Genomic DNA, 20,587 nt, shown 5'->3' on the forward strand with positions numbered 1-20,587 from the left:
CAAGGTCGCGGGCCCGGCGCCTTGCGGTGGATCAACCCCGCCCGCCGCGGCGTGCGTCGTCACGGTCATCCCCCGGTGCGGCCGGGGCCGGCTTGAGGCAGATCAAGGCTCGGCCGGAAGGCCCGTGACCTAACGGGGCGATCACGCAACCCGTGCGTGGAGCCAGCCGAATCCCGCCATGCCCGCCCTACCCGCACCCAAATACATGACCGAGGGGGAGGCCGGCCTGTGCGCCGCCTTCGGCCTCGGCGCGCTCCTGTGCCTCGTCGCCTCGGCGAAGGCCGTCGATCCCGCCTACGGATTCCATGCCGGGCTGTTCTCGCTGGCGGCGGTCGCCGGCATCGTGGCGATCCTGCGCCGTTACGCCGCCCGCGACCCCGAGCCGGTCCCCCAGGAGATCGGGGGAAAGCCCAACTACAACCTCGGCCCGATCAAGGTCGCCGCGGTCGCCTCGATGGGCTGGGGCATCGCCGGGTTCCTGGTCGGCTGCATCATCGCCTTCCAGCTCTGGGCGCCCGCGCTCAACCTCGGGCTCGAATACACCACGTTCGGGCGGCTGCGCCCGCTCCACACCTCGGCGGTGATCTTCGCCTTCGGCGGCAACGTCCTGATCGCGACCTCGCTCTACGTGGTGCAGCGGACCTGCCGGGCGCGGCTCGCGGGCGATCTCGCCCCGTGGTTCGTGGTGCTCGGCTACAACCTGTTCATCGTGGTCGCCGGCACCGGCTACCTGATGGGCGTCACCCAGTCGAAGGAATACGCCGAGCCGGAATGGTACGCCGACCTCTGGCTGACCATCGTCTGGGTCGTCTACCTCGCGGTGTTCCTCGCCACCCTGGCGAAGCGGCGCGAGCCGCACATCTTCGTGGCGAACTGGTTCTACCTCGCCTTCATCGTCACCATCGCGATGCTGCACGTGGTGAACAACCTCGCGCTCCCGGTGAGCGTGTTCGGCTCGAAGTCCTACCCGATCTTCTCCGGCGTGCAGGACGCGCTGGTGCAATGGTGGTACGGCCACAACGCCGTCGGCTTCTTCCTCACCGCCGGCTTCCTCGCCATCATGTACTACTTCATCCCGAAGCGGGCGGAGCGGCCGGTGTATTCCTACCGGCTCTCCATCATCCACTTCTGGGCCCTGATCTTCATGTACATCTGGGCCGGCCCGCACCACCTGCACTACACGGCGCTGCCGGACTGGGCGCAGACCCTCGGCATGACCTTCTCGATCATGCTGTGGATGCCGTCCTGGGGCGGGATGATCAACGGCCTGATGACGCTGTCCGGCGCCTGGGACAAGCTGCGCACCGATCCGATCCTGCGCCTGATGGTCGTCTCGCTCGCCTTCTACGGCATGGCGACCTTCGAGGGCCCGATGATGTCGATCAAGGCCGTCAACGCGCTCAGCCACTACACCGACTGGACCATCGGCCACGTCCATTCCGGGGCGCTGGGCTGGGTCGCCTACGTGTCGTTCGGCGCGCTCTACTGCCTGGTGCCGTGGCTGTGGAACCGGCGCGAGGTCTATTCGCTGCGCCTCGTCGAGTGGCACTTCTGGGTCTCGACGCTCGGCATCGTCCTCTACATTACGGCGATGTGGGTCGCCGGGATCATGCAGGGCCTGATGTGGCGCGCCTATAACGACTTCGGCTTCCTCGAATACTCCTTCGTCGAGACCGTCGAGGCGATGCGGCCCTACTACCTGGTGCGGGCGCTCGGCGGCGTCCTGTTCCTGATCGGCGCGCTGATCATGGCCTACAACCTCGCCATGACGATCCTGGGCCGCGAGGCGAACGCGCCCAATCCCGCGCCCGCCGCCCCCGGCGCCCTCGTCCCGGCCGCGTAGTCCGACGAGCGATCCATCGGGCCCGCCCGCCGGCGGGCCCCGTTCCTTCCGTCACACGCGAGAGATTCCGGCCATGGCCATCGCCCAGCCCGGCCTCTGGAAGAGGCATGAGTTCTTCGAGAGGAACTCGATCCTGCTGCTCATCGGCATCCTGATCGTCGTCGCCATCGGCGGCCTGATCGAGATCGTGCCGCTGTTCTACCTGAAGAGCACCATCGAGGCGGTGGAAGGGGTACGGCCCTACACGCCGCTCGAGCTTGCCGGCCGCAACGTCTACGTGCGCGAGGGCTGCTACCTCTGCCACAGCCAGATGGTGCGCCCGATGCGCGACGAGGTCGAGCGCTACGGCCATTTCTCGCTCGCCGCGGAATCGCTGTACGACCACCCCTTCCAGTGGGGCTCGAAGCGCACCGGGCCCGACCTCGCCCGGGTCGGGGGGAAGTATTCCGACGCCTGGCACCGCGAGCACCTCAAGGACCCGCGTGCCGTCGTTCCCGGCTCGATCATGCCGGCCTATCCGTTCCTCGACCGGCCCCTCGACGCCGAGGCCATCGCCGACGACCTGACGGCGAATGCCCGGCTCGGCGTGCCCTACAGCCGCGACATGATCCTGCGGGCGGACAGCGACCTCACCGCCCAGCTCGACCCCGACGGCGCGGATGCGGGCTTCGCGCAGCGCTACCCCGGCGCCGTCGCGCACGCCCCCGGCGAGAAGGGCCGCCCGACCGAGCTCGACGCGCTGGTGGCCTACCTCCAGGTGCTCGGCACGATGGTCGACTTCAAGCTCTACGACGACCGCAGCAACCTGAGGTGACGCCCGTGACCTACGACCTCGCCTCCCGCTTCGCCCAGACGAGCGGCCTTCTCTATTTCGTGGCGCTGTTTGCCGGCGTCGGCCTCTACGCCCTCTGGCCGCGCAACCAGGGCCGGTTCGACGCCGCCGCCCGCCTGCCCCTCGACGAGGAGTGAGCCTCGTGACCGACCTGAAGTCCTCCAATCCCGCCGCCGGCCCGGAGACCACCGGCCACGAATGGGACGGCATCGCCGAGTACAACAACCCGCTGCCGCGCTGGTGGCTGTACTCGCTCTACGCCACGATCGTCTGGGCCTTCGGCTATTGGATCCTCTACCCGGCCTGGCCGCTGGTCTCCGACCACACCAGGGGCCTCCTGGGCTACTCGACCCGCGCCGCGGTGCTGGCCGACGTCGCCGCGACCAGGACCGCCCGCGCCGCCCTCGGCCAGTCGACGCTCGCCGCCGCGGATCTGACGCGGATCGCCGCCGATCCGGCGCTGCTGCCCCTCGCGCTCGCCACCGGCAAGGCGGCCTTCGGCGACAATTGCGCCGGCTGCCACGGCACCGCGGCGACGGGCCGGACCGGCTACCCGAACCTCCAGGACGACGACTGGCTCTGGGGCGGCAGCCTGGAGGCGATCGCCGAGACGATCCGGGTCGGCATCCGGTCGGGCCACGCCGATGCCCGCGCGGGGGAGATGCCGGCCTTCGGGCGCGACGGCCTCCTCAAACGCGACGAGATCGAGACCGTGGCGAACTACGTCCTGTCGCTCTCCGGCAGGGCCTTCGCGCCGGCCCTGAGCCTCGAGAACGGCGCCGCGCTCTTTTCCCGGAACTGCGCCGCCTGCCACGGCGAGCAGGGCCGGGGCAACCCGGAGATGGGCGCCCCGAACCTGACCGACGCGGTCTGGCTCTACGGCGCCTCGCCCGGGGACGTGATCGCGACGATCCAGGGCGGGCGCAAGGGCGTGATGCCGACGTGGGAGGGGCGGCTCGACGCCGCGACGATCAAGTCCCTGGCGGTCTACGTCCACGGGCTCGGGGGCGGGCGGTAGAGGGAGGAGCCGCAGAAAGCCGGGCTGGACCGCCTCTCCGGTCCGGGCCGGCCGGCTCCTCCGGCGCCCCGAAAGGCCGGGCGCGGGTCTCCTTCGAATTCGCGCGTGACCTGCGCCCTCGGGCCTGCGCGCCCGGCCTCACCCCCCGGCACCGGTCCACGCCGCGTGCACCGCGCCGGAGGCGGTGTCGGGCTTGGCCTCGCCGATGAAGATCACGACCGGTCCGTGCGCGTCGCGGCGGGGGTCGTAGAAGTCGAGGAGGTGCGGGTCGCGGTGCTGGAGGAAGTCCGGCCGCAGGCCCCGGCGGCGCATCAGGTGGTCGATGACGACCTGGTCGCCGTGGACCGCGTTGGGGACCGGGCCGCAGGCGCCGGCGGTCATCCAGCGTTCCGGCTCGGCCGCGAAGGTCTCGTACAGGAAGGCGAGCTTGTCGCCCTGCCAGCGCAGGAGCGCGCTGGAGACCCGCCCCTTGTGGAAGTAATCCTCCATGGCGGCGAGGCCGGGCGCGGCCAGCGCATCGGCCGGCCCGGTGAGCACGGTGTCGAGGTCGCACAGCAGCACCGGGCCCTCGACCGCGAGGTCGGGCCGGAACGCCTCCATCTTCGCCCACCAGGCCGGCCAGTCGTGGCGAAGGCGCACCGGCTCGACGCCCATCGCCGCGAGGGGGGCGAGGGCGAGCGGGGTGTCGGTGAGGCAGAGGATCCGGGCGAACCCGGGCGCGTGGCGGCGCACGCCGCGGGCTAGGCGCTCGACCCAGGCCGCGTCGTAGCGGCCGCCGCTCTTGAGGACGGTGATCAGGGTCGCCATGGAGGGTCTCACGCGTCGGTCGGGGGAGGGTGCAGGCGCAGCCGTCCGGCGGCGGCGGCGCGGCTGCACCAGGCCCGCTCGGCCGCCCAAGGGTGGCCGGGCCAGCCGGCGAAGCCGAAGCCGTGCGCCTCGACCGGGGCCGCCGCGGCGGGGCGCCCGGCGAGGAGGGCGAGCACGGTCAGGAAGCCGGTGCTCGGGTTCGGCCGCTCGCCCGCGAGCGGCGCGAGGCCGGCCCGCGCCGCCTCGTGCAGCTCCTCGGGCAGGATGTGGACCGGCTTGCCGAGGGGACGCAGCATCGCCAGCGCCTCGCGGGTGAAGCAGATCGGCTCGGGACGGTTATGGGCCTCGGGCAGCATCGGGAAGGGCAGGACGAAGGCCTGGGCCCGGCGCACGACCGGGCGGTCGCAGAACCCCGGATCGTCCAGCCACTCGCGCATCTGCCCTCCGCGGTTGACGAGGACGAGATGGGTGACGTGCGAGCCCGCCCGCTCGCCGAAGCCCGCGGCGTTGTTGAAGCGCACGACGCTCGCGCCCGCGTCGATCGCCGCGGCGGCGTCGACACCCGGCGCGTTGCCCACCACCACGACCGCGCCGTGCAGGGACGGACCCGGCCACGCGGCGCGGAGGGGATCGGGGGCGGGCATGGGGCGGTGACGGTTCCGGGGTGGCGAAGTGCGCCGTCGTGCGGTCACGCTTTCGCGGATAGGACGGGGAAGTATGGCGCCCGGCCCGGGGCGACCAGCCCCGACCGTCCCGGAGTCTCCGCGATGACCGCCGAGAGCGGACCTGACCGACGCTGCTTCCTCTGCGCCGCCGCCATGCTGGCGCCGAGCGCGCGCCGCCTCGCCTATCCGGGTGGCCGCGAGCGCGCCTTTCCGATCGCCTGCGGCTCCTGCGGCGTGCTGACGGCGCCGGACGCGGACCCGGACCGCTGCCGGGACGACCTCGCCCGGCGCCTCGGCGAGGAAGTCTTCGTTCCCGATCAGGACGCCGCCTACGGCCTCGACATCTACACCCTGCGCAGCGCCGCGACCCGGCTCGCCCGCGGCCTGCGCCCGCGCGGTCCCGACGACCGGACCGCCCTGCTGCAGCCCCACGCGGTGCGCGCCGCCGAGGCCGTCCTGTACGACCTCGCCGCCGGACCGGGACGCCCCGTCTCCCTCGGGCTGATCTGCCGGGTGGCCGAGCGCGACGCGGTGCTGGCCGGTCTTGCACCCCACGCCGCCTGGACCGACGACGTCGTCCTGCTCCTCGACGCCGCGGCCTCGCCGCCCCGCCCGGTCGCGGCCCCGGGATTCGCCGACGGCGCCGTGCGGGTCGCGACCCGGCCGCTCTCGGGCGATTTCGCCGCCCAGCGCAACGCCCTCCAGGACCTGGCGCGCCACCCCTGGATGCTGCAGCTCGACGCCGACGAAACGATCGATCCCGCCCTCGGCCGGGTGCTGCCCGCGCTCGCCGCGCTGGCCGAGGACGGAGACGTCGTCTCGGTCGGGCTGCCCCGGCGCAACCGGGTCGACGGGATCCTCTCGGACGTCTACCCGGACGTGCAGTACCGGCTGAACCGGGCCTCGACCCGCTATGCCGGCCGCGTCCACGAGCGACCGGTCCTCGACGGGGGCTGGCCCCGCAGCCTCATCGCCCTCACCGGGGCGATCGATCACGGCTTGAGCCTCGCCCATGTCCGGGCGCGCTCGCGGGCCTACGAGAGCCTCGATCCCGGGCGCGGGCGGCTCGAGGAGGAGGAGGCGCTGCTGCGGCCCTACCGGGCGTGAGGCCGGCTCCGCGCCGCCGCGACCGCCCTGCGGTACAGGTCGAGCGTCTCGCGCCCCAGGCGCGCCCGGTCGAACCGCCCGGCCGCCGCCAGCGCGCGGGCGCGGTAGGCGAGGCGCAGGGCCGGATCGCGCAGGAGCGGCCGCAGGGCGTCGGCGAGTGCCGGACCGGTCGCCTCCGCGGCGAGCGGCCCCGCCCCGGGCGTGCCCACGAAGGCGCGGGCGCTGGCATCCTGCGCGCAGGCCACCACCGGGCGGCCATACGCCAACGCCTCCTGGTAGACGAGGCCGAAGCTCTCGTAGCGCGAGGGCGCGAGGACGACGTGGGCGTGCCGGTAGGCGTCGTCGAGCCTCGCCGCGTCGATCCGGCCGCGGGCCTCGACCCGGGCGCGGGCCGGGGCGGCGAGGTCGGCGGGCAGGTCCTCCGGCGGCACCCCGACGAGGTCGAGCCGGAACGGCGGCAGGGCGCCCCGCTCCTGCTCGTCGGCGAGGATCGCGAGAGCGGCCATGAGCGCGTCGAAGCCCTTGCGGGCTTCCGCCCGGCCGACGAAGAGCAGCCGCACCGGATCTTGCGTCTCGGGATAAGCGGCGTCCCGGGCGCCCGCCGCGATCTCCGGCGGCAGGCTCAGCCCGATCACCGCGGCCGGTTGGCCGCCCGAGAGCCGGTAGGCCTGGTCGATCACCGCGGCGTGCGCGACGGTGTTGGCGATGAGGCCGGCGCTGCCCCGCGCCTGGCGCCGTTCGAGCGCGTCGGCGCTCGCCCCGTCGAGGCGGTCGCGCAGGTTGGGCGCGGGGCCGCGCGTGAAGGCGGCCGGCGTCGAGGAGCGGGTGACCAGCGGCAGGTCGCGGCGCCCGGCGAGCAGCACGGCCGGGGCGTACCAGTTCGTCGCCTCGACGACGTCGAAGGGGGCCTCGCGACGGGCGGCCAGCACCGCGCGGCGAAAGGCGAGGGGCGCCGCGAGATGGCCGAGCGAGCCCCAGCGGCGCAGCCGCGCCAGGCCCCCCTCCGGCTTCAGGGCGAGGCCGACGATCCGGACGCCGCCGGCCCGCGCGGTGCCGGCGCGGTCGAGGGTGAACACCGTCACGTCGGCGCCGGCTTCGGCCAGGCTCTCGGCGATCTCCCGGGCGGCGGTCGAGAGGCCGCTCGGGGCCGGCGGGTAGTCCCAGGTCAGGAGGGCGGTGCGCATCAGCGACCGAGAAGGCGCCGGTAGAGGGCGAGGTAGTCGCGCGCCATGCGCTCGGCGGTGAACCGCTCCTCGAAGCGGCGGCGCACCCCCGCCCGGTCGAGGGTGCCGATCCGGGCGAGCGCCGCGACGGCTTCCTCCTCGGAGGAGACGACGAAGCCCGTCACCCCGTCCTCGACGATCTCCGGCACCGAGCCGCGGTTCCAGGCGATCACCGGCGTGCCGCAGGCCATCGCCTCGATCATCACGAGGCCGAACGGCTCCGGCCAGTCGATCGGGAAGAGGAGCGCGATCGCCTCGCGCAGGAGCGCGCCCTTGCCCGCGTCGTCCACCGGCCCGAGATAGACCGCGTCCTCGCCGAGCAGCGGCCGCACCTCCCGGTCGAAGTAACCCGGATTGCCGACGTCGATCGTGCCGCCGAGCCGGATCGGCAGGCCGGCGGCCCGGGCGACCCGGATCGCGGTGTCGGGCCGCTTCTGGTCGGTCAGACGGCCGACGAAGGCGAGGTGGCGGCCCGGCGCCGGGGAGGCGGCGTAGCGGTCGCGGTCGATGCCGTGATGGACCACCCCGGCGCGGTTCGCCGCCGGGATGCCGGCGGCTTGCGCGGTCGAGATACCCGCGACCGGCAGATCCGGAAATCCCTGGAAGAACAACGCACGGTCGAGCTCGTCGACCCGCCAGTGGATCGTCGTCAGGCTGTGGCGACGGCGCTCGCCGAGCAGCGCCGCATGGGCGAACTCGCCGTGGCAATGGACGATGTCGAAGGCGTCGAGGTGCTGGCGCAGGGCCTCGAGCTGCAGCGCGTCGAGCGCCGCCGGCACCCCGGGCGCGACCGTGCCGTGGCGCCGCTCCAGGGCCGCGAGGCTCGGATAATTACCGATACGGGGTAAGTGTGTCGCACTGTCCGACGGGGCGAACAGCGTTACCTCCACCCCCAAGCTTCGCAGCGCCGTGCTGAGGTCGTGGATGACCCGTTCCGTGCCGCCGTGATGCTCCGGGGGGATGGGAAAGATGTTCGGAGCGACTTGGGCGACACGGATGCTTTGGGTGGCTTCGATCACGAAAGATACCTCACGCGAACCGTCCTGTCTTTGCGGCGCCTCTGCTGCGGCAGCGGCGTGATGTTCGTTCTGCACGTCGCCCTGCAGGGCTGCCTGCGCGGTCGGGATGTCGTCTACGGGCTCACCGCCGATACCGGCGGCCATATCCGCTACCTGCTCGATCTCGTCGCCGCCTCGGCCCAGGATCCCGGAATCGACCGGATCGTGGTGGCGACGCGGCGTTTCGACGGTCCGCCCGGACCCGATTACGCCGTGCCCGAAGAGCGTCTCGGCGACAAGGTCGCGCTCGTGCGGCTGGCGAGCGCGTCCCCGGGTTACCGGACCAAGGAGGAGATGCACGCGGAGGTGGCAAGCCTCGCCGAGAACCTGATCGCCTGGATCGGCGCGCAGGCGCGCGCGCCCGACCTTCTCCACGCCCATTACGCCGATGCCGCCGCGGTGGCGGCGATCGTCGAGGAGCGCCTCGGCATCCCGTTCGTGTTCACCGCCCATTCCCTCGGGCGGGTCAAGGCGGCGACGCTGGGGGAGGGGGCCGAGAACCGTCCCGACCTCGCCCGCCGGATCGCCACCGAGGAGCGGGCGCTCGCCCGCGCGAGCCTCGTCGTCGCCTCCTCGCGCGACGAGGCGGAGGTGCAGTACGCCGGCTACGACGCCTACGATCCCGGCCGGATCCGGGTGCTGCCGCCGGGCAGCGACCTCGCCCGCTTCGCCGACAGCCGGCCCGACCCGCGGGTCGACGCCACGCTCGCGCGCTTCCTGCACGAGCCCGGGAAACCGGTGCTGCTGGCGCTCGCCCGCCCGGTGGCGCGCAAGAACCTCGCGGCCCTGGTGCGGGCCTACGGCGAGAGCGCGGAATTGCAGGCGCGGGCGAACCTCGTCCTGGTCGCGGGCACCCGCCAGGACATCGATGCGCTCGACGGCGACATGGCCGCGACGATGCGCGACCTCTTGGTGCTGATCGACCGCTACGATCTCTACGGCCGGATCGCCTATCCCAAGACCCACCGGCCCGAGGACGTGCCGGCGCTCTACGCCCATGCCCGCGTGCGCGGCGGCCTGTTCGTCAACCCGGCGCTGAACGAGCCGTTCGGGCTGACGCTGCTCGAGGCCTCCGCCGCCGGACTGCCCCTCGTCGCCACCGACAGCGGCGGGCCCAACGACATTGTCGAGACCTGCGGCAACGGGATCCTGGTCGATCCGCGCCAGCCCGACGCCATCGCGGCGGCGGCCCTGCGCATCCTCGACGATCCGGCCTTCTACGCGGCTTGCGTCGCCGGCGGGGCGCGGGCGGCGGCGGCCTACGACTGGGACCGGCACGCCGCGCGCTACCACGCCCTGCTGCGGGCGCTGCACGCCCCCGTGCCGCCGATGCGGGCGCCGCGCCAGCTCCTGATCAGCGACATCGACAACACGCTCGTCGGCTGCCGGGCCGGCTTGAGCACCTTCCGCCGCTGGCGCAGCCGGCAGGCCGCGCTCGCCTTCGGGGTCGCGACCGGGCGCTCGTTCCACAGCGCGATGGCGATCCTGGAGCAGCAGGACAGCCCGCGACCGCAGGTGATGATCACCTCGGTCGGCTCCGAGATCTACCATCTCGACGCGAACGGCGTGACCTACACGGCCGACGCGGCCTGGCGCGAGACCGTCGCGGCCGGCTGGAAGCGGGAGGCGATGCGGGCCGCGCTCGACGGCCTCGACGGGCTCGCCCCGCAAGGCCCGCTGGAGCAGCGCGCGTTCAAGCTAAGCTATTTCGGCGACGCCGCGGCGGCGGCCCGGGTCCGCGCCCGGCTCGCCCGGGCGGGGTTGCGCGCGAGCGTGATCCACAGCCACGGCCGCTACCTCGACGTCCTGCCGGAGCGGGCCTCGAAGGGCACCGCGGTCGATCACGTCCGCGCGCTCTACCGCCTGCCCGAGCGGGCGGTGTTCGTCGCCGGGGATTCGGGCAACGACGTCGAGATGCTGCGCGCCCGCGCGCAAGCGATCATCGTGGCGAACTATTCCGACGACCTCGCCGGCCACGCGGCGCTCCAGCATTCCTACGTCGCCCGCGCCTCGCATGCCCGCGGCATCATCGAGGGCGTGGGCCATTTCCGCCGGGTGCTCGCGTCCCAGGTCCTCGAAGCCCATGCCGGCTGAACCCGGCGCGGTGAGCGTGCTCACCCTGGTGCGCGGCCGGGCCGACCGGCTGCGCCACCTGATGCGCGGGCTCGCCCGCCAGACGGCCCCTCCGCGCGAGCTCGTCATCGCCTGGATGCAGCCCGAGGCCGAGCCGGACCTGCCCGATCCCGGCTGCCCGGTCCGCCACCTGCACGTCCCGGGCGAGCCGATGCCGCTCGCCGCCGCCCGCAACCGGGCGGCGGAGGCGGCCTGCGGCGACCTCCTGGTCTTCCTCGACGTCGACTGCATCCCGAGCCGCGGCCTCGTCGCCGCCTATGCGGCTGCGGCGGCGCGGGCCGACGGGCTGTTCCTCGGCGAGGTCCTGTACCTGCCGCCCGGCGGCCTGCCGGCTGCCTCCGCCGCGCCCGACGACGCGACCCTCGACCGGCTCGGCCGCGTCCACCCGGCCCGGCCCCCGGTGCCGGCGGCGGGGATCCGCCCCGAGCCCGATTCCGGCCAGCTCTGGGGCCTGTCCTTCGCCCTGCCGGCGCGGGCCTGGCACGCGGTCGGCGGCATGGACGAGACGTATGCGGGCTATGGCGGCGAGGAGACCGACCTCGCGGCGCGCCTGTCGCTCAGCGGCCTGCCGACCTTCTGGGTCGGGGGTGCGCGGGCCTATCACCAGCACCACCCGGTCCACGTCCCGCCGCTGCAGCACTTCGCGCCGATCCTCGCCAACGCGGCCCGCTTCCGGGCCCGGCACGGGCGCTGGTGCATGACCTACTGGCTCGGCCAGTTCCGCGACGCCGGGCTGATCGCCTGGGACGAGGCGGCGGAGTCGATCCGCCTGCTGCGCCCGCCGACCGAATCCGAGATCGCCGCCGCCTCGCGGCCCGACGCCCTGTTCTCCTGACGACCGAGAGACCATGAAGAAGCCGATCGCATTCTTCGTCCACCACCAGGGACGGGGGCACGCCAACCGCACGATGGCGGTGGCGGCCGAGTTCGCCCGCGACCGCCCGGTCTCGGTGCTGACCGCGGGGCCCCACCTGTTCGACGGCTTCGCTCGCGACATCGAGATCGTCGCCCTGCCGAACATGATCGGCGCCGCGGTGCCGACCCCGCGCCTCTACGCCGAGCCGACGCCGCAGGTGATGCATTGCGTGCCCCTCGGCCTTGCCGAGATGCGCCGGACGATGCGCCAGATCCTCGACCACCTCGACGAGCGCGGGATCGGCCTGTTCGTCGTCGACGTCTCGGCGGAGATCGCGCTTTTGTCGCGCATCGCCAGCGTGCCGGCGGTGCAGATCCGGATGCACGGCGACCGCCAGGATATCGGCCATGTCGGGTCCTACGAGGCCTGCGTCGGGATGCTGGCGCCGTTCGATCCCCGGATGGAGCAGGACGACTACCCGGCGCACTTGCGCGCCAAGACTTTCTACAGCGGCGGGCTGTGCACCAGCGTCGACCGGGTGCCGGACCGGGCCGAGGCGCGGGCGCGGCTCGGCCTCGATCCCGACCGCGAGATCGTCGTGGCGGTGACCGGCGGCGGGGGCAGCGGCACGCCCTACGCGCCCCTCACGGTCGCGGCGCGTGCCGCCCCCGACGCCCTGTGGCTGACCCTCGGGCCGACCCACCGCGAGGGCCACGAGACCGATTTCTCGAACCTGCGCGAGCTCGGCTGGGTGCCGTCCGTCACCGACTACCTGGCGGCGGCCGACATCGTGGTGGCCTCGGCCGGCGACAACACGGTGCACGAGGTCGCCCGCGTCGGCGGCCGCCTGATCGTGATGCCGGAATGGCGCTATTTCGGCGAACAGACCCGCAAGGCGGAAGTCCTGGTGCGCCTCGGCGCCGCCGTCCAGGCGCCTGTCTGGCCCGGCGACCTCCAGGGCTGGCGCGACCTCCTCGCCCGGGCCCGCGCCCTCGACGGGACGGCGTTGCGGAGCCTCTACGCGCCGGACGCCGCCGCCCGCGCCGCCGGCTGGCTCGAGGGGCTGACCGACGCGCTCTGGCAGGGCGCCGCCGAGCCCCCGCAGGCCGCCGCCCCGCTGCGCGTCGTCGCGGCCGGCTAAAACCCGTCCGATCCCCCCTTGCCGGAGCCCGGAGCCCGCATGTCCACCGTTTCCGTCGTGACCCTGGCCAAGGGCCGGCCGGCGCATCTCGCCAACGTCCTGCGTGGCCTGGAGCGCCAGACGCAAGCCCCCGTCGAGTTCATCGTCGCGGTGATGCAGGACGACCTCTACGACCTGCCCGCGTCGTCGGTGCCCGTGCGCCAGATCCGGGTGCCGGGCGAGGCGCTGCCGCTCGCCGCCGCGCGCAACCGCGGCGTCGCGGCCGCCACCGGCGACGCCGTGGTCTTCCTCGACGTCGACTGCATCCCCGCGCCCGACCTCGTCGCCGACTACGCGCAGGGGCTCGCCACCCTCGACGGCCTGCTGATGGGCGAGGTGCTGCACCTGCCCGAGGCCGCAACCCTCGGCGCCTGGACCTACGAGGGCCTGGCCGGAGTCGCGGAAAAGCACTCCGACCGCCGGGGGCCGCCGGCCTCGGGACTCGAGATCTGCCGCGACTACCGCTGCTTCTGGTCGCTCAACTTCGCGATCCGCCGCGCCACCTTCCTGGCCACCGGCGGCTTCGACGAGCGCTATACCGGCTATGGCGGCGAGGACACCGATTTCGGCAAGGCCCTCGACCAGCGCGGCCTGCCGATCGCCTGGATGAAGGGCGGGCTCGCCTATCACCAGTACCACCCCCACCACATGCCGCCGGTCCATCATCTCGACAGCGTGGTGCGCAACGCCGAATTGTTCGAGGCCAAGTGGGGCTACCGCACCATGGGGCACTGGCTCCACGCCTTCCGGGTGATGGGGCTCATCGACGACACCCCCGACCGGCCGATCCGCATCCTGCGCCGCCCGGATGCCGGCGACCTCGCGCTCACCGGCCAGCAGGGCCACCAGCCCTACACCAATTCCGCTTCCGTCATCCGCGCCATCGAGGCCCGCGAGGAGCCGGTGCAGGACGCGGTGCCTGCGTGAGGATCGCGCTCCTCGCCCATCTGCGCCACCCGATCGCGCCGCCCTTCGCGGGCGGGCTCGAAGCCTATTGCTGGCACCTCGCCGAGGGGCTGACCGCGCGGGGCCACGACGTGGTGCTGTTCGCCACCGGCGACAGCGACCCGCGCTTTTCCCTCGACCCGGTGAGCCCGGTCCACCACGAGAAGAGCTTCCCGGGCCTCGAGCACCGGGGCGATGCCGGGCTGCGCGCCCATGTCGACGCCGCCTACGCGGCGGCCCTCGACCGGATCGGCGCCGGCGGCTTCGACGTGGTGCACAACAACTCGCTCAGCCGGCTGCCGCTGGAACGGCGGCGCACGGACACCGTCCCGACGCTCACCTCCCTGCACGCGCCGCCCTACGACGCGCTCCGCTGGTTCGTGCACGACAGCCCGTCGCCGCATCACCGCCTCACCGCGACCTCGGCCGCCCACCTCGCCGCCTGGTGGCCGGACGGCGCCCCGCCCGAGGCGTCCGTCCTGCCCAACGGCATCGATCCCGCCGCCTGGCCCTTCGGCGCGGAGGGGGACGGCAGCGCCGCGTGGAGCGGGCGCCTGACGCCCGTGAAGGGCGCCCACCACGCGATCGCGGCAGCGAGGAGCGCCGGCCTGCCCCTGACCCTGTTCGGCCCGATCGAGGAGCCGGATTACTGGGAGACGGCGATCCGCCCGCTCCTCGGAGGGTCGATCCGCTACGGCGGCCATCTCGCCGGATCGGCACTCGCCGCCGAATTGGCCCGCGCCTCTTTGTTCCTGTTCACCCCGTGCTGGGACGAGCCGTTCGGGCTCGCGGCGATCGAGGCGATGGCCTGCGGCCTGCCCGTGGCGGGCTTTGCCCGCGGCGCGGCCCGGGAGGTCGTCGGCGAGGGCGGGTGCCTGGTCGCGTCCGAGGACGCCGTGGCGCTGGCCGGGGCGATCCCGGCGGCGCTCGCCATCCCGCGAGAGATCCCGCGCGAGCGGGTGCTGCGCCTGTTCACCCGCGAGCGCTGGCTCGACCGTTGCGAGGCGCTCTACGCGGCACTCCGCGCCGGCGACGCGTCTTCCCCGTTCCCCGCATCCCGAGCCGCACCATGACCCGCCAGACCCTCATCGACGCGCTGTGGCACGGCCGCGATCCCTTCGCGAACCCGCCCGAGTCCCTGCGCGCCCTCGACCTCCAGGGCTGGCGCAGCATCCATCCCTACCTGGAGGAGGCGGTACGCGAGTGGCGGCCCGGCACCGTCGTCGAGATCGGCGCCTGGAAGGGGGCGAGCGTGCTCTACCTCGCGAGGACGATGGCCGAGCACGCCGTGTCCGGCACGGTGATCGCGGTCGATACCTGGCTCGGTGCCGTCGACCACTGGGCCGACCCGGCCTTGTTCGCGGAACTGAGCCCCGAGCACGGCTATCCGAGCCTCTACCGCACCTTCCTGGCCAACGTCCTGCACGAGGGCATGGCCGAGCGGGTGGTGCCGCTCCCGCTCGATTCGGTGAACGCCGCCGAGCTGATGCGCCTGCGCGGGCTGTCGGCCGACGTGATCCACCTCGATGCCGGCCACGAGGAATCCTCGGTGGCGGCCGACCTGCGGGCGTGGTGGCCGGTCCTGCGCCCCGGCGGCCTGTTCATCGCCGACGATTACGACAGCCAGGGCGGGAAATTTCCCGGCGTCGCCCGGGCGGTCGACGCGTTCTGCGCCGAGCACGGGCTGGCGGGGCCGTGGTCGCTGCGGGGCAAGGCCAAGTTCGTGAAGCCGCTCGACGCCGCGTGATCCCGGCGGATCGTCCCGCCGGCACCCCGGCGGCGAGGCATGGCGCGCCTCCGCCGGGGTGCCCGTCCCCGCCTCAGGCGGCGATCTTCCGGCACTCGGCCGCGCAGCGGCGGCAGGAGTCGCGGCAGGCGCGGCACTCGGCGATGTCGGGGAACTTGGCGCATTCCGCCTCGCAGGCGGTGCAGACCTCGGCCACGGCCCGGGCCATCGCCGGGGTGCGGGGCGAGTCGACGGCGGCCAGCGTCTGAAGCGCCGCGCAGGCATGGACGAGGTCGTAGGTCGACCGCGTGCAGGCCGCCATGCGGGCGTCGTTCATCGCCAGCATGGCGAAGCAATGCCGCAGGCAGTCGTTGCCGGTGGCGACGCATTCGGCGCTCGACGCGGCGAGGGCGGCGAACCGCGCCGGATGGTCGTGCGGTGCCCCGGCCGGCGCCGACCCGTGATCGTGGTCGTGCGCGTGATCGGCCGCCGCGGCCCTGGTCGCCACGCCGCCCGCGAGGCTCGCCAGCGCGCCCGCCGCGATGAATTGCCGTCGTTCCATGTCGGTCCGTCCTTCTCGGTCCCTGCCCCAGGGGCACGCCCTCGCGCCCTCCTACACGCGCGGCATCGCGGCGGCGACCGGTCTCGTCCGCCGCCCGTCGCCGCACGGCGCGCCGGCCCCGGCACACGGATCCCGGGCACCGCGTGGCGCGGGGCTTGCCTCCAGGGCGGCACGCCGAGGAGGGGGCGCACGCCACTCGCCCTCAAGGCTCTGCGACACTCGCCGAGGGAGAGACTCATGAAGCGCGAAGACCTCACAGAGAAGCTGCTCGACATCAAGCGCGAGAAGGGCTGGACCTGGAAGCACATCCAGGACGAGATCGGCGGCCTCTCGCCGATCCTGATCACCGCCGCCTGCATGGGCCAGATGAAGCTGCCCAAGGCTCAGGCCGCCAAGGCCGCCGCCCTGTTCGGCCTGACTCAGGCCGAGGAGCGGATGCTGAACGAGGCGCCGTATCGCGGTTCGATTCCCTCGATGCCCCCGACCGACCCGCTGATCTACCGCTTCTACGAGCTCGTCATGGTCTACGGCACTACCTGGAAGGAGCTGATCCAGGAGGAGTTCGGCGACGGCATCATGTCGGCGATCGACTTCAACATGACGATGGAGCGCGAGCCCAACAACAAGGGCGACAGGGTCAAGATGAACCTGTCGGGCAAGTTCCTGCCCTACAAGTACTACGGCAACGAGGAGGGCGTGCCCGAATACGGCTTCAAGGAGAGCTGAGGCGGGAAGCGGCCGGCGCCCGGCGGGCGCCGGCCGTCACGGACGGTCTCACCGCCCCTCCGCACCGTCGCCGCGGCTCCGGCGCCGTCGTCACCCCGAGCATCGCCGGCTGCGCGGAGCGGACCAGCCCGCGCAGGGCGAGGCCGAGCGCCTGGAGCCGCTCCTCCGTGAGCTGGGCCTGGAACGGGTGGGCCGCCACCACGAGGCGTGGGCGCCCGGTGCCGTCGCACAGGGCGGCGGCGACGCTGGTCACGCCGCGGATGAGGTGGCCGAGATCGAGGGCGTAGCCCCGGGCGGCCGCGGTCTCGGTCCATCCCGGCGCCCCCTTGCCGCGTCCGTCGTTTACGGTCCAGAACAGCGTTCAGCGGACGGAATGGAAACGCCCGATCCGCGCGCGGCCCGGGACAAGGCCGGACATCGTGGGAGGACCGGGATGGCACGCACCAGACGGGCTCCGGGGGCGCGTCGCGCCGGAGCGATGGTGCGGACGCTCTGCGCCGCGACCGCGCTCCTCGCGCCGGTGACGGCCCGCGCCGACGGCGACGTGCTCAGGATCGGCATCATCACCGACATGAGCGGCCAGTACAGCGAGGGCACCGGCGAGGGTTCGGTCGCCGCCGCGCGGCTCGCGGTCGAGGATTTCGGCCCGACGGTTCTGGGCAGGCGGATCGAGATCATCTCGGCCGATCACCAGAACAAGCCCGACATCGCCTCGACCATCGTGCGCAACTGGATCGACACGAAGGGCGTCGACGTGGTGGCGGAGGGCGTGAATTCCGCGGTCGCGCTCGCGGTCCAGGCGGTGACGCGGGAGCGCGGCAAGATCTTCCTGATCTCCGGCGCCGGCTCGTCCGACCTCACCGGCAAGTCGTGCTCGCCGACCGGCGTGCACTGGACCTACGACACCTACGCCTCGTCGAACGCCACGGCGAAGACGCTGGTCGCCCGGTGCGAGAAATCCTGGTACTTCCTCACCGCCGATTACGCCTTCGGCCACGCGCTGGAGCGCGACGCGGCCCGGGCGATCGAGACGGCGGGCGGGCAGGTCCTCGGCAAGGTCCGCCACCCGTTCAACAATCCCGACTTCTCGTCCTTCCTGCTCCAGGCCCAGGGATCGCCCGCCAAGGTGATCGCGCTCGCCAATGCGGGTGGCGACTTCGCCAACGCGGTCAAGCAGGCGCACGAATTTGGACTGACCCAGTCCGACAGGACCGTCGCGGCCTTGCAGGTGACCCTGACCGATGTCGCCTCCCTCGGCCTCGATGTGGTCCAGGGCGCGCTGTTCACCGACAGCTTCTACTGGGACCGGACGCCGGAGACCCGCGCCTATGCCGAGCGCTTCTTCGCCCTGCGCAAGGCGATGCCGACCGCCTACCAGGCCGGCGTGACCTCGGCCCTCACCCATTACCTCAAGGCGGTGCAGGCCGCCGGCACCACCGACGCCGCCGCCGTGATGGCGAGGATGCGCGAGACCCCCGTGAACGACTTCTTCGCGCAGGGCGGCAGGGTCCGGATCGACGGCCGCATGGTCCACGACATGTACCTGATGCGCTTCAAGAAGCCGTCCCAGTCGAAGGGCCGCTGGGACCTCTACGAGCTCGTCGCCACGGTGCCGGGCGACGAGGCGTTCCGGCCGATCGGTGAAGGCGGGTGCCCGTATGTCCGGAACTGAGCCCGCCGCCGATCTCGCCGCTCTGGTCCGGCCCGGCGCGGTCGCGATCGTCGGCGCCTCCGCCGACCCGACCCGCATCGGCGGCCGGCCGATCGCCTACATGCTGCGCGCCGGCTTCCGGGGCGCGATCCTGCCGGTGAATCCCAACCGGGCCGAGGTGCAGGGCCTCGCCTGCTTCCCCGCTGTCGCGGCCCTGCCGTCGGCGCCCGACGTGGCGGTGATCGCCGTGCCGGGGGCCGCTGCGCTCCAGGCCGTCGAGGATCTGGGGGCGCGGGGCACGCGCTTTGCCATCCTGTTCACGGCGGGCTACGCCGAGGTCGGGGAGGTGGCGGCGCAAGACGCCCTCGTCGCGGCGGCGCGGCGGCACGGGATGCGGCTTCTCGGGCCGAACTGCCTCGGCCTGTTCAACGCCGCGGCCGGCTTCTACCCGATCTTCTCCGCCTCCCTGGAGGGCGGCCTGCCGCTGCCGGGACGGATCGGCATCGCCAGCCAGTCGGGCGCCTACGGCACCCACCTCTTCGCCGCCTGCCGCAACCGACACATCGGCACGGCGATGCTGATCACCACCGGCAACGAGGCCGACCTGTCGGTCGCCGACGCGATCGGCTGGATGGCGCGGGACGACGACATCGACGTCATCATGGCCTATGCCGAGGGCGTCCAGGACGGGCCGGCCTTCGCGGGCGCGCTTGCCGAGGCCCGGCGGGCGAAGAAGCCCGTGGTGATGATGAAGGTCGGCCGCAGCGTGGTCGGCAGCGCGGCGGCGCAGTCGCACACCGCCTCGATCGCCGGCAACGACGCGGTGTTCTCCGCGGTGCTGGCCGAGCACGGCGCGATCCGGGCCCGCTCGACGGAAGAGCTGATCGACATCGCCTACGCGGCGACGCGGCGGATCTACCCGGTGCCGAACAGCCTCGGCGTCATCACGATCTCGGGTGGCGCCGGGGTGCTGATCTCCGACGCCGCCGAGGCCGTGGGCCTGCCGATGCCGCCGATGCCCGAGGAGGCGCAAGCCCGCCTCAAGGCGATCCTGCCGATCGCCGCGCCGCGCAACCCGGTCGACTGCACCGCGCAGGCCTTCAACGACCTGTCGCTGATCGGCCGGTTCACGGAATCGATGATCGCCGACGGGGGCTATTCCTCGATCCTGGCCTTCTTCACCCAGATCGGCGGCGCCCCCAGCATGGCACCGGCGATCCGCGCCCAGCTCAACGCCGTCAAGGCGCGCCATCCGGACCGGCTCTACGCCCTCTCGGTCCTCGCCTCGGAGGAGCGCAACCGCGAATACGAGGCCGACGGCTACCTGCTCTACGAGGATCCGGCCCGCGCCGTGGTCGCCCTCGACGCCATGGGCCGCCTCGGCGCGAGCTTTGCGCAAGCAGAGCCCGCCGCGCCCGGGACGATGCCGGCGATCGCGCTGCCCGGGACGACGCCGAGCGAGGCCGAGGCCAAGCGCCTGCTCGCAGTGGCGGGCATCGCGGTCGTGCCCGAGGCCGCCTGCTCCGATGCCGAGGCGGCGGTCGCGGCGGCCGAGGCGTTCGGCTTTCCGGTCGTGATGAAGATCCTGTCGCCGGACATCCTGCACAAGACCGAGATCGGCGGCGTGCTGCTCGACGTGGCCGATGCCGAGGCGGTCCAGCGCGGCTACGCCACCCTGATCGATCGCGCCGCCCGCCACGCGCCGTCCGCCCGGATCGAGGGCGTGCTGGTGGCGCGGCAGATCAAGGGCGCGGTCGAATGCATCATGGGCATCCACCGCGATCCGGTCTTCGGCCCGGTGGCGATGGTCGGCCTCGGCGGGGTGTTCGTCGAGGTGATGCGCGACGTGGTCTTCCGGCGCTGCCCGTTCGGCGAGGACGTCGCCGAGGCGATGATCCGCTCGATCAGGGCGGCGCCGCTCCTCACCGGCGCCCGCGGCCGGCCACCCTGCGATATCGCGGCGCTCGCCCGGATGCTGTCGCGCCTCTCGGTCCTCGCCGTCGCGGCGGGGCCGCGGCTGGCCTCGATCGATCTCAACCCGGTCTTCGCCCTGCCCGAGGGGGCCTTCGCGGCGGATGCGGTGATCGAGGTCGGGTGACGGCGGTGCAGCACCCGGAACCCCGCTCAACAGGTGGCAGGGTTGTCCCGGAACCTCCCGGGCCGGGGGCACGCCCGGCCACGCCGAAGGCGATCCGGTCGTCGAGACGCGGCCATGCGGGCAGGAGGTGCACCCGCCGCGCGATCGCCGCTTCGCC

20 protein-coding genes are annotated in these 20,587 nt (G+C 73.3%); 14 read left to right on the top strand and 6 right to left on the bottom strand.

Features of this window, described 5'->3' with window-relative positions:
• Positions 1-178: 178 nt before the first annotated feature.
• From ccoN to ccoP, 4 genes are all read left to right on the top strand, one after another.
• Positions 179-1,843 (top strand): cytochrome-c oxidase, cbb3-type subunit I, encoded by a 1,665-nt coding sequence (gene ccoN, locus V3T34_RS06505; protein ID WP_082742865.1) that lies wholly within the window; start codon positions 179-181, stop codon positions 1,841-1,843.
• A gap of 73 nt (positions 1,844-1,916) precedes the next feature.
• Complete coding sequence (ccoO, locus tag V3T34_RS06510) at positions 1,917-2,657, top strand: cytochrome-c oxidase, cbb3-type subunit II (RefSeq protein WP_305078064.1); 741 nt, start codon at positions 1,917-1,919, stop codon at positions 2,655-2,657.
• A 5-nt stretch (positions 2,658-2,662) separates the two neighbouring features.
• Complete coding sequence (locus V3T34_RS06515) at positions 2,663-2,812, top strand: cbb3-type cytochrome c oxidase subunit 3 (RefSeq protein ID WP_091889309.1); 150 nt, start codon at positions 2,663-2,665, stop codon at positions 2,810-2,812.
• A 5-nt stretch (positions 2,813-2,817) separates the two neighbouring features.
• Positions 2,818-3,693, top strand: a complete 876-nt coding sequence (gene ccoP / locus V3T34_RS06520) for a cytochrome-c oxidase, cbb3-type subunit III (RefSeq protein ID WP_305078065.1) — start codon at positions 2,818-2,820, stop codon at positions 3,691-3,693.
• A 138-nt stretch (positions 3,694-3,831) separates the two neighbouring features.
• On the opposite strand, the gene V3T34_RS06525 is transcribed toward ccoP, so the two are convergent.
• Together V3T34_RS06525 and V3T34_RS06530 are read right to left on the bottom strand one after the other, a co-directional pair.
• On the bottom strand, positions 3,832-4,500 hold the full coding sequence (locus V3T34_RS06525) for a hypothetical protein (RefSeq protein WP_305078066.1): 669 nt from the start codon (positions 4,498-4,500) through the stop codon (positions 3,832-3,834).
• 8 nt (positions 4,501-4,508) lie between these two features.
• Positions 4,509-5,144 carry a hypothetical protein gene (locus V3T34_RS06530; protein ID WP_331369131.1) on the bottom strand — a complete coding sequence of 212 codons (636 nt, stop codon included), beginning with the start codon at positions 5,142-5,144 and terminating at the stop codon, positions 4,509-4,511.
• Between the two features lie 123 nt (positions 5,145-5,267).
• On the opposite strand from V3T34_RS06530, the gene V3T34_RS06535 reads away from it, so the two are divergent.
• Positions 5,268-6,272, top strand: a complete 1,005-nt coding sequence (locus V3T34_RS06535) for a glycosyltransferase family protein (RefSeq protein ID WP_305078068.1) — start codon at positions 5,268-5,270, stop codon at positions 6,270-6,272.
• Here the strand turns inward: V3T34_RS06535 and V3T34_RS06540 are convergent.
• Both V3T34_RS06540 and V3T34_RS06545 read right to left on the bottom strand, forming a co-directional pair.
• The gene (locus V3T34_RS06540; RefSeq protein ID WP_305078069.1) at positions 6,260-7,456 is read right to left on the bottom strand and encodes a glycosyltransferase family 4 protein; all 1,197 of its coding nucleotides are present in this window, start codon (positions 7,454-7,456) and stop codon (positions 6,260-6,262) included. The two genes, V3T34_RS06535 and V3T34_RS06540, sit on opposite strands and share 13 nt — an antisense overlap.
• A complete protein-coding gene (locus V3T34_RS06545; protein WP_331369136.1) occupies positions 7,456-8,493 on the bottom strand; it encodes a glycosyltransferase family 4 protein in 1,038 nt (345 codons plus the stop codon). Before V3T34_RS06545 ends, V3T34_RS06540 begins: the two co-directional genes overlap by 1 nt.
• 81 nt (positions 8,494-8,574) lie before the next feature.
• On the opposite strand from V3T34_RS06545, the gene V3T34_RS06550 reads away from it, so the two are divergent.
• From V3T34_RS06550 to V3T34_RS06575, 6 genes are read left to right on the top strand one after another with little or no spacing between them, the layout of a single operon-like run.
• Entirely contained in the window at positions 8,575-10,647 is a 2,073-nt protein-coding gene (locus V3T34_RS06550; protein WP_305078071.1) for an HAD-IIB family hydrolase, read from the top strand.
• Positions 10,637-11,521, top strand: a complete 885-nt coding sequence (locus V3T34_RS06555) for a glycosyltransferase family 2 protein (protein WP_305078072.1) — start codon at positions 10,637-10,639, stop codon at positions 11,519-11,521. Before V3T34_RS06550 ends, V3T34_RS06555 begins: the two co-directional genes overlap by 11 nt.
• A gap of 13 nt (positions 11,522-11,534) precedes the next feature.
• Entirely contained in the window at positions 11,535-12,683 is a 1,149-nt protein-coding gene (locus V3T34_RS06560; protein ID WP_305078073.1) for a glycosyltransferase, read from the top strand.
• A gap of 39 nt (positions 12,684-12,722) precedes the next feature.
• Entirely contained in the window at positions 12,723-13,649 is a 927-nt protein-coding gene (locus tag V3T34_RS06565) for a galactosyltransferase-related protein (protein ID WP_305078074.1), read from the top strand.
• Positions 13,646-14,740 carry a glycosyltransferase gene (locus V3T34_RS06570; RefSeq protein ID WP_305078075.1) on the top strand — a complete coding sequence of 365 codons (1,095 nt, stop codon included), beginning with the start codon at positions 13,646-13,648 and terminating at the stop codon, positions 14,738-14,740. Before V3T34_RS06565 ends, V3T34_RS06570 begins: the two co-directional genes overlap by 4 nt.
• Positions 14,737-15,414, top strand: a complete 678-nt coding sequence (locus V3T34_RS06575; RefSeq protein WP_305078076.1) for a class I SAM-dependent methyltransferase — start codon at positions 14,737-14,739, stop codon at positions 15,412-15,414. The genes V3T34_RS06570 and V3T34_RS06575 overlap by 4 nt, the downstream gene beginning before the upstream one ends.
• A 73-nt stretch (positions 15,415-15,487) precedes the next feature.
• On the opposite strand, the gene V3T34_RS06580 is transcribed toward V3T34_RS06575, so the two are convergent.
• Complete coding sequence (locus V3T34_RS06580; RefSeq protein ID WP_060849862.1) at positions 15,488-15,955, bottom strand: four-helix bundle copper-binding protein; 468 nt, start codon at positions 15,953-15,955, stop codon at positions 15,488-15,490.
• A gap of 237 nt (positions 15,956-16,192) precedes the next feature.
• On the opposite strand from V3T34_RS06580, the gene cynS reads away from it, so the two are divergent.
• Positions 16,193-16,681: a cyanase gene (gene cynS, locus V3T34_RS06585; RefSeq protein WP_305078077.1), complete on the top strand. Its 489-nt coding sequence runs from the start codon at positions 16,193-16,195 to the stop codon at positions 16,679-16,681.
• Here cynS and V3T34_RS06590 read toward each other — a convergent pair.
• Positions 16,668-16,934, bottom strand: coding sequence for a hypothetical protein (locus tag V3T34_RS06590; protein ID WP_305078078.1), 267 nt, complete (start codon positions 16,932-16,934; stop codon positions 16,668-16,670). The two genes, cynS and V3T34_RS06590, sit on opposite strands and share 14 nt — an antisense overlap.
• Positions 16,935-17,114: 180 nt before the next feature.
• Between V3T34_RS06590 and V3T34_RS06595 the strand changes: the two genes are divergently transcribed.
• Positions 17,115-18,353, top strand: a complete 1,239-nt coding sequence (locus tag V3T34_RS06595) for an ABC transporter substrate-binding protein (protein WP_331369132.1) — start codon at positions 17,115-17,117, stop codon at positions 18,351-18,353.
• Entirely contained in the window at positions 18,340-20,430 is a 2,091-nt protein-coding gene (locus V3T34_RS06600; protein WP_305078079.1) for an acetate--CoA ligase family protein, read from the top strand. Before V3T34_RS06595 ends, V3T34_RS06600 begins: the two co-directional genes overlap by 14 nt.
• The last annotated feature ends 157 nt before the right edge of the window (positions 20,431-20,587 follow it).

Origin of the sequence: Methylobacterium ajmalii (genome assembly GCF_036448855.1) — a bacterium.
Classification (GTDB): domain Bacteria; phylum Pseudomonadota; class Alphaproteobacteria; order Rhizobiales; family Beijerinckiaceae; genus Methylobacterium; species Methylobacterium ajmalii.

Bases quoted from the DNA above. Each gene is read 5' to 3' on its own strand.
- V3T34_RS06535 (WP_305078068.1), top strand. From the start codon at position 5,268: ATGACCGCCGAGAGCGGACCTGACCGACGCTGCTTCCTCTGCGCCGCC.
- V3T34_RS06575 (WP_305078076.1), top strand. From the start codon at position 14,737: ATGACCCGCCAGACCCTCATCGACGCGCTGTGGCACGGCCGCGATCCC.
- V3T34_RS06560 (WP_305078073.1), top strand. From the start codon at position 11,535: ATGAAGAAGCCGATCGCATTCTTCGTCCACCACCAGGGACGGGGGCAC.
- V3T34_RS06550 (WP_305078071.1), top strand. From the start codon at position 8,575: ATGTTCGTTCTGCACGTCGCCCTGCAGGGCTGCCTGCGCGGTCGGGAT.
- V3T34_RS06595 (WP_331369132.1), top strand. From the start codon at position 17,115: ATGGCACGCACCAGACGGGCTCCGGGGGCGCGTCGCGCCGGAGCGATG.
- V3T34_RS06530 (WP_331369131.1), bottom strand. From the start codon at position 5,144: ATGCCCGCCCCCGATCCCCTCCGCGCCGCGTGGCCGGGTCCGTCCCTG.
- V3T34_RS06525 (WP_305078066.1), bottom strand. From the start codon at position 4,500: ATGGCGACCCTGATCACCGTCCTCAAGAGCGGCGGCCGCTACGACGCG.
- ccoN (WP_082742865.1), top strand. From the start codon at position 179: ATGCCCGCCCTACCCGCACCCAAATACATGACCGAGGGGGAGGCCGGC.
- V3T34_RS06540 (WP_305078069.1), bottom strand. From the start codon at position 7,456: ATGCGCACCGCCCTCCTGACCTGGGACTACCCGCCGGCCCCGAGCGGC.
- V3T34_RS06580 (WP_060849862.1), bottom strand. From the start codon at position 15,955: ATGGAACGACGGCAATTCATCGCGGCGGGCGCGCTGGCGAGCCTCGCG.
- V3T34_RS06600 (WP_305078079.1), top strand. From the start codon at position 18,340: ATGTCCGGAACTGAGCCCGCCGCCGATCTCGCCGCTCTGGTCCGGCCC.
- ccoO (WP_305078064.1), top strand. From the start codon at position 1,917: ATGGCCATCGCCCAGCCCGGCCTCTGGAAGAGGCATGAGTTCTTCGAG.
- V3T34_RS06565 (WP_305078074.1), top strand. From the start codon at position 12,723: ATGTCCACCGTTTCCGTCGTGACCCTGGCCAAGGGCCGGCCGGCGCAT.
- V3T34_RS06555 (WP_305078072.1), top strand. From the start codon at position 10,637: ATGCCGGCTGAACCCGGCGCGGTGAGCGTGCTCACCCTGGTGCGCGGC.
- cynS (WP_305078077.1), top strand. From the start codon at position 16,193: ATGAAGCGCGAAGACCTCACAGAGAAGCTGCTCGACATCAAGCGCGAG.